The organism is Bordetella genomosp. 5, assembly GCF_002261315.1.
Classification (GTDB): domain Bacteria; phylum Pseudomonadota; class Gammaproteobacteria; order Burkholderiales; family Burkholderiaceae_B; genus Bordetella.
Genome location: NZ_NEVP01000001.1, coordinates 447,341 through 462,430, shown reverse-complemented (window position 1 = coordinate 462,430; position 15,090 = coordinate 447,341). Strand labels below are relative to the sequence as shown.

The 15,090-nt window shown below is 68.8% G+C and carries 10 protein-coding genes; 5 read left to right on the top strand and 5 right to left on the bottom strand.

Translation table 11 applies throughout. The annotated features are described in order from the left end of the window. Positions 1 to 15 precede the first annotated feature (15 nt). Together CAL25_RS02120 and CAL25_RS02115 are read right to left on the bottom strand one after the other, a co-directional pair. The gene (locus CAL25_RS02120) at positions 16 to 318 is read right to left on the bottom strand and encodes an ArsR/SmtB family transcription factor (RefSeq protein ID WP_094798712.1); all 303 of its coding nucleotides are present in this window, start codon (positions 316 to 318) and stop codon (positions 16 to 18) included. A gap of 56 nt (positions 319 to 374) precedes the next feature. Beyond that, positions 375 to 1,379: a helix-turn-helix domain-containing protein gene (locus CAL25_RS02115; protein WP_094798284.1), complete on the bottom strand. Its 1,005-nt coding sequence runs from the start codon at positions 1,377 to 1,379 to the stop codon at positions 375 to 377. 269 nt (positions 1,380 to 1,648) lie between these two features. On the opposite strand from CAL25_RS02115, the gene CAL25_RS02110 reads away from it, so the two are divergent. Next, positions 1,649 to 8,545 (top strand): autotransporter outer membrane beta-barrel domain-containing protein, encoded by a 6,897-nt coding sequence (locus CAL25_RS02110; protein WP_094798283.1) that lies wholly within the window; start codon positions 1,649 to 1,651, stop codon positions 8,543 to 8,545. Between the two features lie 250 nt (positions 8,546 to 8,795). Next, positions 8,796 to 9,296, top strand: coding sequence for a hypothetical protein (locus CAL25_RS02105; RefSeq protein WP_094798282.1), 501 nt, complete (start codon positions 8,796 to 8,798; stop codon positions 9,294 to 9,296). Between the two features lie 55 nt (positions 9,297 to 9,351). On the opposite strand, the gene CAL25_RS02100 is transcribed toward CAL25_RS02105, so the two are convergent. Then, entirely contained in the window at positions 9,352 to 10,236 is an 885-nt protein-coding gene (locus tag CAL25_RS02100) for an aldo/keto reductase family oxidoreductase (protein WP_094798281.1), read from the bottom strand. A 108-nt stretch (positions 10,237 to 10,344) separates the two neighbouring features. Here CAL25_RS02100 and CAL25_RS02095 point away from each other — a divergent pair, with 108 nt between their 5' ends. Both CAL25_RS02095 and CAL25_RS02090 read left to right on the top strand, forming a co-directional pair. Beyond that, positions 10,345 to 11,268, top strand: a complete 924-nt coding sequence (locus tag CAL25_RS02095; RefSeq protein ID WP_094798280.1) for a LysR family transcriptional regulator — start codon at positions 10,345 to 10,347, stop codon at positions 11,266 to 11,268. A gap of 52 nt (positions 11,269 to 11,320) precedes the next feature. Then, entirely contained in the window at positions 11,321 to 11,743 is a 423-nt protein-coding gene (locus CAL25_RS02090; RefSeq protein ID WP_094798279.1) for a hypothetical protein, read from the top strand. 39 nt (positions 11,744 to 11,782) lie between these two features. On the opposite strand, the gene CAL25_RS02085 is transcribed toward CAL25_RS02090, so the two are convergent. Next, complete coding sequence (locus tag CAL25_RS02085) at positions 11,783 to 12,760, bottom strand: hypothetical protein (protein WP_094798278.1); 978 nt, start codon at positions 12,758 to 12,760, stop codon at positions 11,783 to 11,785. Positions 12,761 to 12,932: 172 nt separating this feature from the next. Here CAL25_RS02085 and CAL25_RS02080 point away from each other — a divergent pair, with 172 nt between their 5' ends. After that, positions 12,933 to 13,829 (top strand): oxidoreductase, encoded by an 897-nt coding sequence (locus CAL25_RS02080; protein WP_094798277.1) that lies wholly within the window; start codon positions 12,933 to 12,935, stop codon positions 13,827 to 13,829. Between the two features lie 39 nt (positions 13,830 to 13,868). Here the strand turns inward: CAL25_RS02080 and CAL25_RS02075 are convergent, their stop codons facing one another. Then, positions 13,869 to 15,077, bottom strand: a complete 1,209-nt coding sequence (locus CAL25_RS02075) for an MFS transporter (protein WP_094798276.1) — start codon at positions 15,075 to 15,077, stop codon at positions 13,869 to 13,871. Positions 15,078 to 15,090: the final 13 nt, after the last annotated feature.

The window sequence follows — 15,090 nt, the reverse complement described above, 5'->3', positions numbered from 1 at the left end:
ATAAAACAAAGGGGCTTAGAGCTCTTTGCCGATGACCTCGGCCAGCGCGCGAAGGGTGGCTTCGTTGCGCTTGTAATACGTCCAGGGGCCGATGCGCCGGACCTCGACCAGACCGGCACGGTGCAGCGTGGCCAGGTAGTCGGACACTGTCGATTGCGACAGCCCGATGCCTTCCTGGATGCTGCTCACGCAAACGCCCACCTCGTGAACGTCACCCTCGTCCTGCGGAGGGAAACTGTTCTCGGGATCTTTCAAGCCCTTGAGGATGTCCAGGCGCGTGCGATTCGAGAGCGCTTTGAAGATGTCGAGTAATTCCATGGCTTCCATCATATTGGGATTTCCCGATATGTCAATATGCCCACTGATTTTCTGCTTCATGCCGCCTTGCGGCGTGTTTCCTGCGGCGTTTCGCCGAAGGCCTGGCGATACGCGCGCGAAAACTCGCCGAGGTGGCTGAAGCCGAAGCGCGTGGCGATGGCGCTGATCGTCTCGGAGGGGTAAGGCTGCGACAGCGCGCGCCGAACCGCCTCCAGTCGTTGCTGCCGCAACCATTGCAGCGGGGACTGCCCGCACTCATCCTGGAACAAGGCCTGCAGCCGCCGCACCGACAGACCGCAGTGACTTGCCACCATGGCGACCGGCACACGATCGCCCAGATGCTCGAGCATGTAGGCCTGTGCGCGCCGCAGACTTTTGGGCGCCGCGGGCGGCGGCGCTGGCCACAGGCGCGCCGCCATGCTGTGAGGTTGATGCAGGAGGAGCGTGGTGGCCACGAGCATTTCGGTCTGCGCCAGCAGGGCCGCCTGGGCCAGGCTCTGCTCCTGGCTCAGCCCCGAGCAACGCGTGACCCACTGCAGCATCGGCACCAACGCCTGCCAACCCGCGGTGTAGAGCGGGATGACCGCGTCGAAGCAGATGTCCGGCACCTGATCCTCGCCGGTCAGCCGTTGCCAGGCCTCCTCGATGGCCGGACGATCCAGGCGCAGCAGCACCTGCTCGTAATCGTGCCCGACACGAAAATAAAAACGCCGGCCCGGGCTGAGCAGAAAGGCCTGATTGGACGACACCTCGATGCGTTTGCCATCGAAGTAAAAAACGGCCTGACCCTGCGTGGGCAGCACCAGCAGGTAGTACCCATCGAGGCCGTCGCAATCGGGATCGATATCGAGGTCCGCGCCGTAGCCATGCCGCATCTTGAGCAATGACATGCGGCCGCAGGGCAGCAGGTCCAGCCGGCTGTGAACCACGCGGCCGCTGACGACCTGCAGCCGATACGAATTGAGGATCCGACCGATCTCGTGGCGCGCCTCGTCGAGGTCGCTGGTGTTCACGAGACGGTGTTGCTCGAACGGCACGGGGTCGAACAGAGACGCAAGCATCTGAGATCACTCGGACGGAAACAGCACGCATGTTAGCGGGGAGCGGTGCCGGCATGCGAAAAAAGCGCTTTCCCGACAGGTGCCGGCGCGAAACCGATAGACGCTCCTCGAGCTCGCCACGACCATGACGCGCTATGTGCATGTCAGGAACGTGGATACGGCGGACACCGCCATCCCGCCCCCGGGCCGCGCGCCGTCCCGCCCGTTCATGACTTATCCGGCCACACCCGCCCGTTGCGCAAGGGCCGGGTGATCTCATGAGTGTATCGATGCAGACCCCCTCCAAGTTGCCCAAACGCGTGGCCCGCCGTCAACGCAAGGTCACGTCGCGCCCGTCGCACGGACCCGCCGCGCTGAGCCTGAACCACGCCCGCACCCTGTTCCTGCTGGCATGGTGTTCGACCTGGCCCGTGGCCCAAGCCCAGCAGAACCTCAGCTGCGGCCCGCAGAACGGCGGTCTGGTCTGCAGCAACGACGGGGGTCAGTCGCTGAGCTCGCCGGTGGTTCTCAATCAGAACAACGACAACCTGATCGTCACCAACAACGCCGATCTGGTGTTGGCCCCCAATTCGAGTGCCACGGGCGTGCAGGTCATCAGCGATGGCGCGACGGGCACCCCCAGCAGCGTCAACGGCGGCGCAGGTCATCCCGTGACACTGACCAACAACGGAAGCGTCACCGTCACGTTGACCGGCAGCGGCGGCCAAATGGGCATCGGCGTGCGCGCATCCAGTCGGGGAGGCATCGGTGCCACGCCAAGCGACCTCGACACGGGCGGCGTGGGCGGCTACAGCATGCCGGTCACCTTGACCAACAACGCCGCCGTCTCGATGTTTCAGGACGCGAGCGCCGACTACTCCACCGGGGTGATGGGGGTATACGCGGAGTCCGCCGGGGGCAATGGCGCCGCGAGCAACTCGGATGTCATCGATTACTACGGCGGCAATGGCGGCGCGGCAGCCGAGATCACGCTGGACAATTATGCCGGCGTGACCATCGGATCGAGCACGACGCGTGTCACCGGCAGTACCCGCGCGTGGGGGGTGGCCGCCGAGAGCTTCGGCGGCATGGGAGGCGAGTACGCAAAAGGCCAGTTGGCAAGCGACGCGGCCGGCGAAGGCGGCAATGGCGGCAACGTGACCGTGAACAGCCAGGGCAACGTGGGCGTGTACTGGCAGAACCTGTCCACCGACACCACGCCTGACGGCGTGGTCGGCATCATGGCTCGCAGCGTAGGCGGAAGCGGCGGCCTGAGCAACTTCAGCGACGACGCGGGCGGTAATGGTGGCAACGCCGGCACCGTGACGATCAACCTGGGCCCGACTCAAGGCACGCCCAGCACGAATCCGACCTCGGTGGTGATCGACAGCGCCGAGACTCCGACCGGCACCAGTGCGGCGGTGCTGGGACTCTCGAGAGGCGGCGTGGGCGGTGCCCAGGACTCCCACGGTGCCGGCGGCGGCCTGGGCGGCAATGCCGGCGCAGTCACGATTCAACTCAACCACACCACGGTCCAGTCCAACGGCGCCAACGTCGCGGGCGTGATTGCGCTCTCACGCGGCGCCGATGGTGGTTCGGGCGATGCCTCGCACCACGCGACCAACGGCGGCAACGGCGGCATGGGCGGCGCCGTGTCGATCTCACTGGATTACGCCGGCAGCCCGCCGGACCAGGCGTCCTCGGTGTCCACCAACGGCACCAATGCCTACGGCCTGCTCGCGCAAAGCGTAGGCGGCTACGGCGGGATCGGCACCACGCAAGGCGGCATCGGCCAGAACGCAGGCACCGCGTTCGCAACCACCCTCAACTATTCGTCGGTCACGACGATCGGCGACTACGCGGCCGGCATCGTCACGCAGTCGATCGGCGGCGGTGGCGGGACCGGCACCGACTTCACGATCGGGCTGGCCGGCGCGGGCGGCAACGGCGGCAATGGCGGCTCGGGCAACAACTCGACGATCTCCACCTCGGGCCAGATCACCACCACCGGCCAGCATGCCTACGGCCTGCTCGCGCAGTCCATCGGCGGCAGCGGTGGCACGGGCGGCGTCGGTGAAGGCCTGATCGTGGCGCTCGGCGGCGACGGAGGCGCCGGCGGCGCGGGCGGCACGGCCAACGTCGACAATGCGGGCGCGGTCACGACCAATGGCTACGGGGCCATCGGCATGGCCGGCCAATCGATCGGCGGTGGCGGCGGCGCGGCAGGCTCCAGCACCGGCCTGTTCGCGGTTGGCGGTTCGGGCGCCAGCGCGCAAAGCAACAATGGCGGCACCGTCTACGTGACGAATACCGGCAGCGTTGTCACGCAGGGCGCGGCCGCCATCGCACTGCTCGGTCAATCGATCGGCGGCGGCGGCGGCAACGCGGCATCGGCGGCGGGACTGCTCGCCATTGGTGGCTCAGGCGGCGCGGCCGGCATCGGCGGCGCTGTCACGGTGTCGGCGAACGGCACCCAGCGCACGACGGGCAACTACGCCTACGGCGCCGTCGCGCAGTCGATCGGCGGAGGCGGTGGCAACGGTGGCGACGCCCTCGTGCTGACCACCGCGACCGCGACACCGGCCATCGGCGGCAGTGGCGGCGCGGCGGGCGACGGCGGCAACGTGCTGCTCGTGGTCAACAACGACGGCACGCTCACGACCTGGGGCGACGGCGCAACGGCCGCGCTGGCGCAGTCGATCGGCGGCGGCGGCGGCAGCGGTGGCAACGCCAACAACGTCGCCATCGTGGATCCGGTGTCCCTGTCGATCGGCGGCGCGGCGCGAGGCGGGGGAAACGCCGGCACCGTCACGGTCAATACCTCCGGCGCGAGCCTGCAGACCAACGGCGCCAGCGCATCGGGCATCGTGGCCCAGTCGATTGGCGGCGGAGGCGGCAGCGGCGGCACCGCGACCGCGATGGATGTGAACGTGGGATTCAGTCTGGGCGTGGCCGTCGGGGGCTCGGGCGGCGAGGGCGGCACGGCCGACAAGGTCGCGGTAACGCTGGCCGACACGCAGATCAATACCGGCGGGCTGGTCGCGGGCCAGGCGGCACCGGCCGCGGGCGGGGTGGTCACGCAGACCGACTCCATCGGCATCCTTGCACAATCGATCGGCGGTGGCGGTGGCGCCGGCGGCAGCGTCGCATCGCGTGGCCTCGCTTTGCCCATTCCGGTGGACGAGGACATGACACTGGCGATCAGCTCGACGGTCGCGGTCGGCGGCACGGGCGGCAGCGGCGGCAACGGCGCCGAAGCCGACACTACCCTATCGGGCACCAGCCTCGTCCGCACCAACGGCCAGGGCTCGCACGGGGTGGTGGCGCAATCCATCGGCGGTGGTGGCGGCCACGGCGGCGATTCCAAGGCCATGGGCCGCACCCTATCGCTTCCTGGCGCCAGCCTTGCGGTCAATGTCGATGTGTCCGTGGGCGGCAACGGCGGCGTGAGCGGCAGCGCCGCGCTGGTCAACCTGCAGATGCTCGACCAGGCGCAGATCGCGACCTACGGCGATTTCTCCAATGCACTGATGGGCCAGTCGGTCGGCGGCGGCGGCGGCAATGCCGGCGTAGGCAGCAGCGGCAGCGGTGGCAGGGCCAACGGCAACAAGATCAACGTCAGCGTCGGCGTGGGCGGCAAGGGCTATGCCGGCGGCTCGGGTGGCGCCGCGCAGGCCGGACTGGCCCAGAACACCGCGCTGGCCACCTACGGCGCGGGTTCGCGCGGCGTGCTGCTGCAGTCGGTGGGCGGCGGAGGCGGCGCTTCGCAGGGCACCACCGTGGATGTCGGCGGGTCCTACTCCGGCGGTGGCGGCGACGACGATGCCGATGCGGATGCCACCCCGGGTTTCGCGGCCGAGGTCAGCGTTTCCGTCGGCGGCAATGGCGGCACGGGCGGCAGCGGCGGCGTCGTGCAGCTCACGCATGCCGGCACGATCAACACGACGGGCAACGACAGCGATGGCGTCCTGCTGCAATCCATCGGCGGCGGCGGCGGGCTCGGCGGATCGGCCAGCTCGGACGCATCGTCGGGCCCTTCGTCATCGTCGTCGTCCTCGGACGACCCCGACGATGCCGATGTCGCCAGCAGCGATGATCCGGGCGATGACCCCGACGGCAACAATGTCGGCACCTACACCCTGTCGGTCGCCGTGGGCGGCAAAGGCGGTGGCGGCGGCAACGGCGGGACGGTCACCGTCAACCACACGGGTTACATCACCACGCAGGGCGATCTCGCCGACGGCCTGATCGTGCAATCCATCGGCGGGGGTGGCGGCGTGGGCGGCACCTCGACCGCCAAGGGCGCCCAGGGCGACCTGGACCTGTCGATCGCGGTCGGCGGCGCGGGCGGCACCGGAGGCAATGGCGGCGAAATCAACCTCAACATGCTGGGCCAGGCCAGTGCCGCCAATCCGCAGGTGCTCACGGCACAGGTGATCACGAAGGGCAACGTCTCGTACGGCGTGCTGGCGCAATCCATCGGCGGCGGCGGCGGCCAGGCCGCCGACGGCTCGGGCAATGTGACGTATCAAACCGGCAGCACCCCCTCGCTCGTGATCGGTGTGGGCGGCAAGGGCGGCGCCGGCGGCCTGGGCGGCACCGTCAATCTGAACGCGCCGAACAGCCTGTTCGGCGCGGCGACCTCGGGCACGGGATCGCATGCCGTGGTGCTGCAGTCGATCGGGGGCGGCGGTGGCGCGGCCAGCGCCAACGCCAGCAACAGCGCGTCGCTCGTGAACGAGGCCTTCGTGCTGAACCTCGGTGGCGGAGGATCGGGCAGGGACAGCGGCGGTGGCGCGATCAACATCGACACGGCGCTGCGGGTGTACACCAGCGGAGACGGCGCCTACGGCCTGGTTGCGCAGAGCATCGGAGGCGGCGGTGGGATCGCCTATGCCGGTCAGGCGGCAAACATCGCCAGTGCGACCATCGACACCTCGCAGCAGAGCAATGCCTACGACGCGTCGGGCGGCACGATCAACGTAACCCTGAACACCGTGGCTCCCGGGACATCCGGTCTGCCGCCCTACGATATTCGTACCCAGGGGACGGCAGCGTACGGCATCGTGCTGCAATCGATCGGCGGCGGCGGCGGAATCGCGGGCGACCCCGGCGCGCCGTTGCAAATGGGGTGGCAGGGCGGCGGGCAGACCAGCCCGAGCCCCAACCGGGCCTCGGGCGGCGACATCACGCTCGACATGGGTAATACGCAGTTGTACGTCAACGGCGCCAACAGCATCGGCGTCGTCATGCAGTCGATCGCCGACGGCGGCGGACTGGGCGGCACGGCGCAAGGCAGCTTCGCGGGGTCGGTATTCGACCACGCGTCGGGCAGAGGCGGCAAAGCGGGCAGCATCACGTTTACCCAGGACGTCGATGGCAGAGTCCTCTCCTACGGCCCCGACCCGGTCGGCGTGGTCGCCCAGAGCGACGGCAATACCGCCATGGCATCTCCCATCTCGCTGAACATAGGCGGGCTGCTCCAGACCACCACCGACGATCCCAACGGCGTCGGCCTCTGGCTCGATGGCGGTTCCGATGCGAACGTGGTCACCGTCAGTAATACCGGCAAGATTCTCTCGACCACGGCCGTGCAGCAGACCCGCTTCGGCACCACCACGGTGAACAATGCGGGGCAGGTCTCGGGAACGCTGCTCTTGACCGCGCAGGGCGCCGCCACCGTGGGCGCCATCAACAACACCGGCACCCTGCTCAACGCGCAGACCGTCAGAGGGTCGGTCTTCAACGACGGCAACGTCCTCATCGGATCGGCAGCACGGATCGACAGCATGCGGGTGACCAACGACTACACGCAGCGCGGTGCGGGCACCCTGCACGTCAGCGCCGACTTCTCCGGCCGGCGCGCGGACACCCTGACCGTCGACGGTGCCGCGTCGCTCGGCGGTCATGTCCGGATCGACGCCGTCACGCTGATGCCGAACCGCGAACTGCCGTTCCTGCAGGCCGGAACGCTCACTTCGGGTGCGAGCGTCGGCGGTGCATCGTCGCTGTTCAGCTTCAATACCCGCTACACGGAGCAGACCGCCGCGGTGTCGGCAGGCCAGGCAAACTTCCAGGCCGTGTCCGACCTGCACGGCGTGGGCAACAACCTGCGCGAGGTCAGCGAACATCTGCAGAACATCTGGGACCGCGGCAGCAACGAAGCACTGGGATCGTTGTACGCGCAACTGGATCACGCAGCGAGCGCCGGACGTTCGGGATACGCCTCGGCGCTGAGCGATCTATCGCCCGGCCTGTCGGCCGCGCCGGCGGCACTCGCCACCGGCGCCATGAAAAGCTTCGCCGACGCGCTCTTCAGCTGCCCCTGGTTCGATGGCGCCAACGCGCGGACCGCCGAAGGCGACTGCGTGTGGGGCCGCGTCAGCGACAAGACCACCCATCTGGACGCCGGACGCGGCACCGCGGCGACCCGGGCACGGACCACGGCTTACCAACTCGGCGCCCAGCGGCGCATCGCGCCAAACTGGGTCTTCGGCGTATCGGCCGCCTACGAACACAGCAACGTGCGCGCGGACGACAGCCGGGTCCAGACCAAGGGCGACGCCGGTTATGTGGGCGCGGTGCTGAAGTACGACACGGGCCCATGGACGTTCTCGGGCGCCACGTACGGCAGCTTCGGCTCGTATGACAACACCCGCCGCATTGCTTTGACCAATGCGCAGGCCAAGAGCAGCTCGGATGTCTGGTCTATCGGACAGCAACTGCGCGCGGCCTACACCCACGCCACGGACACGGCCTACATCAAGCCCTACACCAACCTGGATCTGATCTATACCCGCATGCCTTCGTACAGCGAGCGCGGCGCGGGCCCGCTGAACCTGGACGTCAAGAGCGCGGACAAGTTCACCGCGCTGCTGACACCCGGCGTCGAAGTGGGCGCGCGCTTCGACATGAAAAACGGCTACACCGCACGGCCCTTCGTCAACGTCGGCGTATCGCTGGCCAGCACCGACAACTGGACGACCAAAGCGCAGCTGGCCGCGGCGCCCGGCGGCAGCGGCGACTTCCGCACCACGCTGGAGACCGGCCGCGTATTCGGGCACGCGACCGTGGGCGTCGAGCTCGCGAGCAAAGCGGGCTTCGACCTGCGCCTGCAGTACGACGGCCTGCTCTCCGATCGCGCGCGCAGCTCCGGCGGGTCGGTCAAGGCCACCTGGCGGTTCTGACGACGGGCATCGCTGCGCCGGGCACCGGGCGCCGGGCGCCGGGCACCGGGCATCCGTGCGCCGGGCGTCCGGGCGCCCGGGCCGCGTACCGGCGCGGCCTCGCGGTCACTCCCTGGCGGGCGCTCCCGGTCACACCCCCGCCAGGGAAGCAGGCCGGACGTGCCAAAATGACGGTCATCCCAAGGCATCGGCCTGCGATCGCCCGCGGCGGTCGGGCCGTGCCGCGCACGAATCCAGGAGCAGTGCCCCCGTGAATGACGACTCCCTGTCGGACGCCGATACGTCCGAAGACCGCAAGGAACAGACGCCCACCCTCTGGCGCGACGACGGCTGGACCGCCCGCATCATCAAGAACGAAGACGACGACGGCTGGGCCGTGGAAATGACCCTCGACGGCCAGGCCGAGCCCGCGCTGGTCGGCCCCTGGACCATGGGCCGCGACAAGAAAAATCCCAAGCCGCTCGACTCGCCCGCCTTCATTACGCTGGTCAAGACCGCCAACGAAGTCCTGCGCCGTCACGAGCAGCAGTTGCACGCCACGCTGCACAAGAGCGTGAAGATCGACACCGACGCCGGCCGCCTGACCATCAAGCTCGACATCGTGCCCGACGAAGACGAGCCCTACGCTCTGCTCAGCGCCTACGACGAATCCGGCGAGCAGCTCGCCGAGATCACGGTGGCGCCCAACTACAAGCTCACCGTGCAACGCGCCTCGGACTGGGCGGCAGGCGGCTTCGGCCGGCAGGGCTGACCCCGCGCGCGCGCTTGCGCGACACCGCCGCGACACCGCGCTCCCGCCGCGCCAGTCAGCCCGCGCCACCGATGCCGTCCAGCGTACGCATTGCGTCTTCGGGCAGCATCAGTGCGCCCGCCGCCAGGTTCTCGCGCAGATGGCTGGTCGACGACGTGCCCGGAATCAACAGGATGTTGGGAGAGCGCCGCAGCAGCCAGGCCAGTGCCACCTGCATGGGCGTGTGGCCGAGCTCGTCCGCCACCGCCGACAGCGCCTGCGACTGCAGCGGATTGAAGCCGCCCAGCGGAAAAAACGGCACGTAGGCGATGCCGTCGCGCGCAAGCGCATCGATCAGCGCGTCGTCGCCGCGGTGCGCCAGGTTGTACTGGTTCTGCACGCACACGATCTCGGCGATCTCCCGGCCCTGAGCCACCTGCTTCGGCGTGACGTTGCTCAGGCCGATGTGGCGCACGAGCCCCTGGCGCTGCAGCTCGGCCAGCGCAGTCAGGGGCGCCTCGATCGAACCTTCGGCCGGGCCGTGCACATCGAACATGATGCGCAGATTCACCACCCCCAGCACATCGCGGCCCAGGTTGCGCAGGTTGTCGTGCACGGCCTGCGTCAGCGCCTCGGGCGTGTAAGCGGGCAGCCACGAGGCATCGTCGCCGCGGCGCGCGCCGATCTTCGTCACGATCGTCAGGTCTTCGGGGTAGGGCGCCAGCGCCTCTCGAATGAGCTGGTTGGTGATGTGCGGCCCGTAAAAATCGCTCGTGTCGATATGGTTCACGCCGGATTCCACCGCCAGACGCAGCACGGCGAGCGCCGCCTCCTTGTCCTTGGGCGGGCCGAACACGCCCGGGCCCGCCAGCTGCATGGCGCCGTAGCCGAGGCGACGCACGCGGCGGTCACCGAGTTGCCAGTCAGCGCTGGCGTCGATAGAGGATTGCGAGAAGGTCATGAGAGGCTCCGTCAGAGGATCAAGGGATACGACAGACCTCAAGATAGACCTGCGGCGGGCCGTTGATAAGCCCGTACAATCTGCACAGCGTGTACGGGATATCGCACAATGCAGATCGATCTGAACGACCTCAACGCCTTTGTCGCCGTCGCGCGCGCGGGCGGCTTTCGCGAGGCGGCCCGATTGGGCAACACCAACGCATCGCGTCTAAGCGACGCCGTGCGGCGCTTGGAAGAGCGCCTGGGCACGCGGCTGCTGCACCGCACGACCCGCAGCGTGGCCGTGACCGAGGCCGGCCGCAACCTGCTCGCCCGCCTCGACCCGGCACTCACCGAAGTCGCCGCCGCCGTCGACACCTTCAGCCGCAGCGGCGACCGTCCCGCCGGCACCTTGCGCCTGAACGTACCGCTGAGCGTGTCGCGGCTGGTCTTGCCCGACCTCGTGCCGGGCTTTCTCGCGGCTTACCCCGACATCCGGCTCGACATCGTGGCCGAAGAGAGCTTCGTCGACATCCTGGCAGAAGGCTGCGACGCGGGGGTGCGCTATGGCGAAGGGCTGGAGCAGGACATGATCGCCATTCCGATCGGCCCGCGCGTGCAGCGCTTCGCGGCCGGCGCCGCGCCTGCCTATCTGGCGCGGCACGGCACACCGCGTCACCCGCGCGACCTCATGCAGCACGCCTGCCTGCGGGGCCGGTTTCCGAGCGGCGCCATGCCGGCATGGGAGTTCGAGCGCGGCAGCGAGCGGCATCTGCTCGAGCCCGCCGGGCCGCTGGTCGTGCGGCTCGGCGGTGCCGTGGACCTCGCCGTCGCGGCCGCCGTGGCCGGGACCGGCGTGGTGTATCTTTTCGAAGAATGGTTGCGCCCGCAATTCGCGAGCGGCACGCTCACGCCGGTACTGCCACAGTGGTGGCCCAGCTTTCCCGGCCCCTACCTGTACTACCCGGGCCGCCGGTTCATGCCGGCGCCGCTCAAGGCCTTTGTCGACTACGTAAAGCAATCGAACACCGCCGCCGGCACGCCGCGCCGCTGATTCGCGGCGTCGCGCGCGGACACGCCGTGCCCACTGACCGGACCTCGTCCCGATGACACCATCCCCTTATCGACTCTTGCTGACCCTCTGCGCCGCGGGCACGCTCGCGGCGTGCGACCCCACGCTGCCGTCGCCGCCCGCCGGATCGGCACTCAGCGCCGAGACCATCGCCACGCGCGACACGCCACCCGGGCAGCAATTCAAGGGCGTGCTCGCCGGTCAGGCCATCCATCTGCTGGTCCACGAATGCAAGGTCTACCGGGTCGACGACGCCGGGGCCGGCAACGTGGCCTGGACCAAGGTTCTGGAAGGGGACTTCTATCCGCTGCCCACCGCTTGCGTGCGGCAGTCGCTCACGGCAGACAAAAGCGGCGTCACCGCCTTCATCGGGCGGCAGGCGATGGGGGCCGGCGGTTGCTGCACGGGTCAGCCGGAATTTCGGAGCACCGACGGCGTGACCTGGAAGCCGCGTTGATCACATGGCCAACATTGAGGCCAGCGCCAGCCTCCGGCTTCAGCGCGGCAGGCAGCCCGGCGGGTCGACCTCTGCCGGCGTAGCCGATGCGTGCGGAATCACCTTGTAGCCCGCGGCGCGCGCCCAGCATACCGACGCCGGTGCATTGAACTCGTTCAGCGCACGCGTCAGGCGCCAGTACACGTTGAAGCTGCGCCATTCTTCCAGCCACCACAGATACTCGTCGGTCGCCAGCACCCGCTTGAACGCCGCCGGATCATGCCACTGCGCGCGCGGCAGCAAGGCAAAGCGGCCCATCTCGAAAAACAGTTCGCGGTCTTCGCGCGACAAACGCATCGGGAACGCCAGCAGCAACTCGGGATCGTAGGACAGCTTGCTCGCCGGTCGGCGCGAGCGCGCATCGACCATGTCCATCATGGTGATCTCGTTGAGCGTGCCGTACAGATCGATGGCGCCGCCTGCCTTGAAATAGGAGGTCAGAATCAGCCGATCATCCAGCACGAGCTCCAGCAGCTCCATGCTGCGCGGACCATGGCGCTTGACCACCAGCGGACGCGCCAGCGTGAGATACCGGGCCGCCACCGTGTAGTCGTAGTCCCGGGCCAGGATCTGATAGGCCGTGAGCAGCACCTCATCGTCGATCACGCGCCCGTCGTTGTGCGCGCGATCCACCAGCGCGGCGGCCTTGTAATAGACCTCGCCCCACCCCGGACGGCCACGGATCTGTGCCTTATCCACCATGTTGAAACGCGTGTCGGACAACAGGCCGATGGCGGCATCGACATCGCCGCGGTCCATCGCCTTCGACGCGGCCGCATGATTGCCCCTCGCCGCCAGATCGCCGGGCACCGTCACCGCCGCCTTGCCGACCATGTACGTCAGCCCGCAACCGCTCAGCAGGGCACACAGCGCCCCGGCCGAGACCAGCGCCACACCGCGCGCCGCGAACGGCAGGCGCCACGCGTCGACCCGCGACAGAATGCGAAACGCGGCAAGAATCGATCGGAACGAGAGCATTGGCAAGGGCGCACAGAATCAGGGGACCCGGCACCATACCGAAGAACGCCGCCGATGACAAAACAGGCGCTTGCGTCCCGTCAGCTCATCGGCGCTACACGCATTCAGGTGGCAGACGGCCTGTTGGGCTACTGTCGCGATACAGTGAGCCTGCACAGAGGAGCGCGAGGTCATGATTACCGCCACCGACACATCGATCGCCATCGTTGGCCCCGGCGCCATTGGCACCACCATCGCCGCCGCGCTGCATGAGGCCGGCCGCACACCGCTGCTCTGCGGCCGCTCGTCGCGCGAAGCGCTCACGCTGCTGGATGGGGATCGCCGCGTCATCGTTCCCGGACCGGTCATGACCGATCCCGCCCGGCTCACCGGCACGGCCGACCTGGTCTTTCTTGCGATCAAAGCCACCCAGATCGAAGCCACCGCGCCGTGGCTCGCCTCGCTGTGCGGGCCGCAGACGGTGGTGTGCGTGCTTCAGAACGGTGTCGAGCAGGTGGAGCAAGTCACCCCGCACGCTCCGCCCGCCACCGTCGTTCCGGCCGTCGTGTGGTTTCCTGCGCAGGCGCAATCCGATGGTGCCGTGCGACTGCGTGGCGACGCGCGCCTGAGCCTGCCCGACACACCGGCCGCTCACGTCGTGCGCGATGCACTGGACCAGACGCGCTGCGCCGTCGAGATCACCGCGAACTTCAAGGCCGAGGCCTGGCGCAAGCTGATGCAGAACGCGGTGGCCGGGCTCATGGCCCTGACGCACCGCCGCTCGGGCATGTACACGCGGCCCGACATCGCCCGGCTGACACTGGCCTACCTGCATGAGTGTCTCGCCGTCGCCCGCGCCGAAGGCGCCGAGCTCGGCGACGAAGTGCCGCAGGAGATCCTGCGCAAGTTTCAGGCTTCAGCGGCGGACATGAGCACGTCCATCCTGACCGATCGCGAAGCAAGTCGCCCGCTCGAATGGGATGTGCGCAACGGCGTCATCGCTCGCCGCGGCAGGATCCACGGCATCCCCACGCCCATCAGCGACGTCGTCGTACCGCTCCTCGCCGCAGCGAGCGACGGCCCGGGCTGACGCGGGCCTCAGGCCCGGACAGGTTCTCTACGCCCATGCCTATAAGCTCGCCGTCCTGACCCGCCGCAATCGCCACGCCACCACCACGCCCGCGATCCCCACCGAGGCCACGATGAAGGACCCGACCGTCCAACCATGGCGGTCGATCGCGCCACCCACCAACACCGGCCCGATGACCTGGCCCAGGCCGCTGCCCTGCATGACCAGGCCCACGGATGCCGCCGCCAGCGCGGGGCGTGGCGCCACCAGCGGCGCCGTGCCGAGCAGCGTGGACGGAATGAGACCGCCTACCGCCGAGAACAGCACGCACAACAAGAAGGTGGACATGGCCGGCAGCGCGGCGCCGAAGATCACGAGCGCCACGCACACCATCACCGCGCTGGCGCACGCGATCAGCGTCGAACGCCGCCATCCCCGCGCCAGCAATACGCCGGCGCCCAGGTTGCCGATCATGTTTGCCGCGGTGGCGATGGCGCTGTACAGCCCCGCCTGCGCGAGCGTCAGCCCCAGCCGCTCCATGAGCAGCACCGGCAGGAACGCGAACAGCGCAAAGAACATCAGGCTGTACAGCGTGAACGAGAGCGCGAGCAGGACGGGGCCCGCGGCGCCGAGGGTGTCCACCGTATCCTGGCGCAGGCCGCGCCAGGACAGATCGGCACCGCGGGGCGTGGCAGGCGCCTGCAGCAGCACGGCAACCAACGCGGACGCTGCCGCTCCCCCCGCGCACCACCAATAGGCATGCCAGTCGGCGAAGGCTTGGGAGGCAAGCATCGCGATCGCCATGCCGGCGGGCATGTAGCAACTCCACAGCGCAAAGGCCAGATCGCGCCGGTTGCCCGTCACGATGCGCTGCAGCGCGGCGGGCCCGGCCACCGTTATCATCAGGAAGCCGAGGCCCTCGACCACCCGCGAGGCCAGCAACACGCCATACCCCGGCGCCAGCACGCCGATCACGGTGCCTACCGCGGTGGTGAGGAGGCCCAGCATCAGCATGCGCCGGGCGCCGAAACGCGCGATCACGCCGCCGGCCGCGATGCCACCTACCGTGCCGAGGATCGAGAACACGGCCGTCAGTGTGCCGATGGCGGCGAGGTCCAGGCCCAGGTCCTTGCGCAGCAGCGGCGCGGCGATAATGACCTTGCCAACCTGCAGGGCCGCGACGATCCCCGCACCGACGATCGCCAGCACCGCGCCCCAGCGTTGCCTCGGCGTGACGCCGTCGGCCGACGCGAAATCCTTATGGCTCATCCTGCCCCCCGCT

Bases quoted from the DNA above. Each gene is read 5' to 3' on its own strand.
- CAL25_RS02120 (WP_094798712.1), bottom strand. From the start codon at position 318: ATGGAATTACTCGACATCTTCAAAGCGCTCTCGAATCGCACGCGCCTG.
- CAL25_RS02115 (WP_094798284.1), bottom strand. From the start codon at position 1,379: ATGCTTGCGTCTCTGTTCGACCCCGTGCCGTTCGAGCAACACCGTCTC.
- CAL25_RS02110 (WP_094798283.1), top strand. From the start codon at position 1,649: ATGCAGACCCCCTCCAAGTTGCCCAAACGCGTGGCCCGCCGTCAACGC.
- CAL25_RS02100 (WP_094798281.1), bottom strand. From the start codon at position 10,236: ATGACCTTCTCGCAATCCTCTATCGACGCCAGCGCTGACTGGCAACTC.
- CAL25_RS02095 (WP_094798280.1), top strand. From the start codon at position 10,345: ATGCAGATCGATCTGAACGACCTCAACGCCTTTGTCGCCGTCGCGCGC.
- CAL25_RS02090 (WP_094798279.1), top strand. From the start codon at position 11,321: ATGACACCATCCCCTTATCGACTCTTGCTGACCCTCTGCGCCGCGGGC.
- CAL25_RS02085 (WP_094798278.1), bottom strand. From the start codon at position 12,760: ATGCTCTCGTTCCGATCGATTCTTGCCGCGTTTCGCATTCTGTCGCGG.
- CAL25_RS02080 (WP_094798277.1), top strand. From the start codon at position 12,933: ATGATTACCGCCACCGACACATCGATCGCCATCGTTGGCCCCGGCGCC.
- CAL25_RS02075 (WP_094798276.1), bottom strand. From the start codon at position 15,077: ATGAGCCATAAGGATTTCGCGTCGGCCGACGGCGTCACGCCGAGGCAA.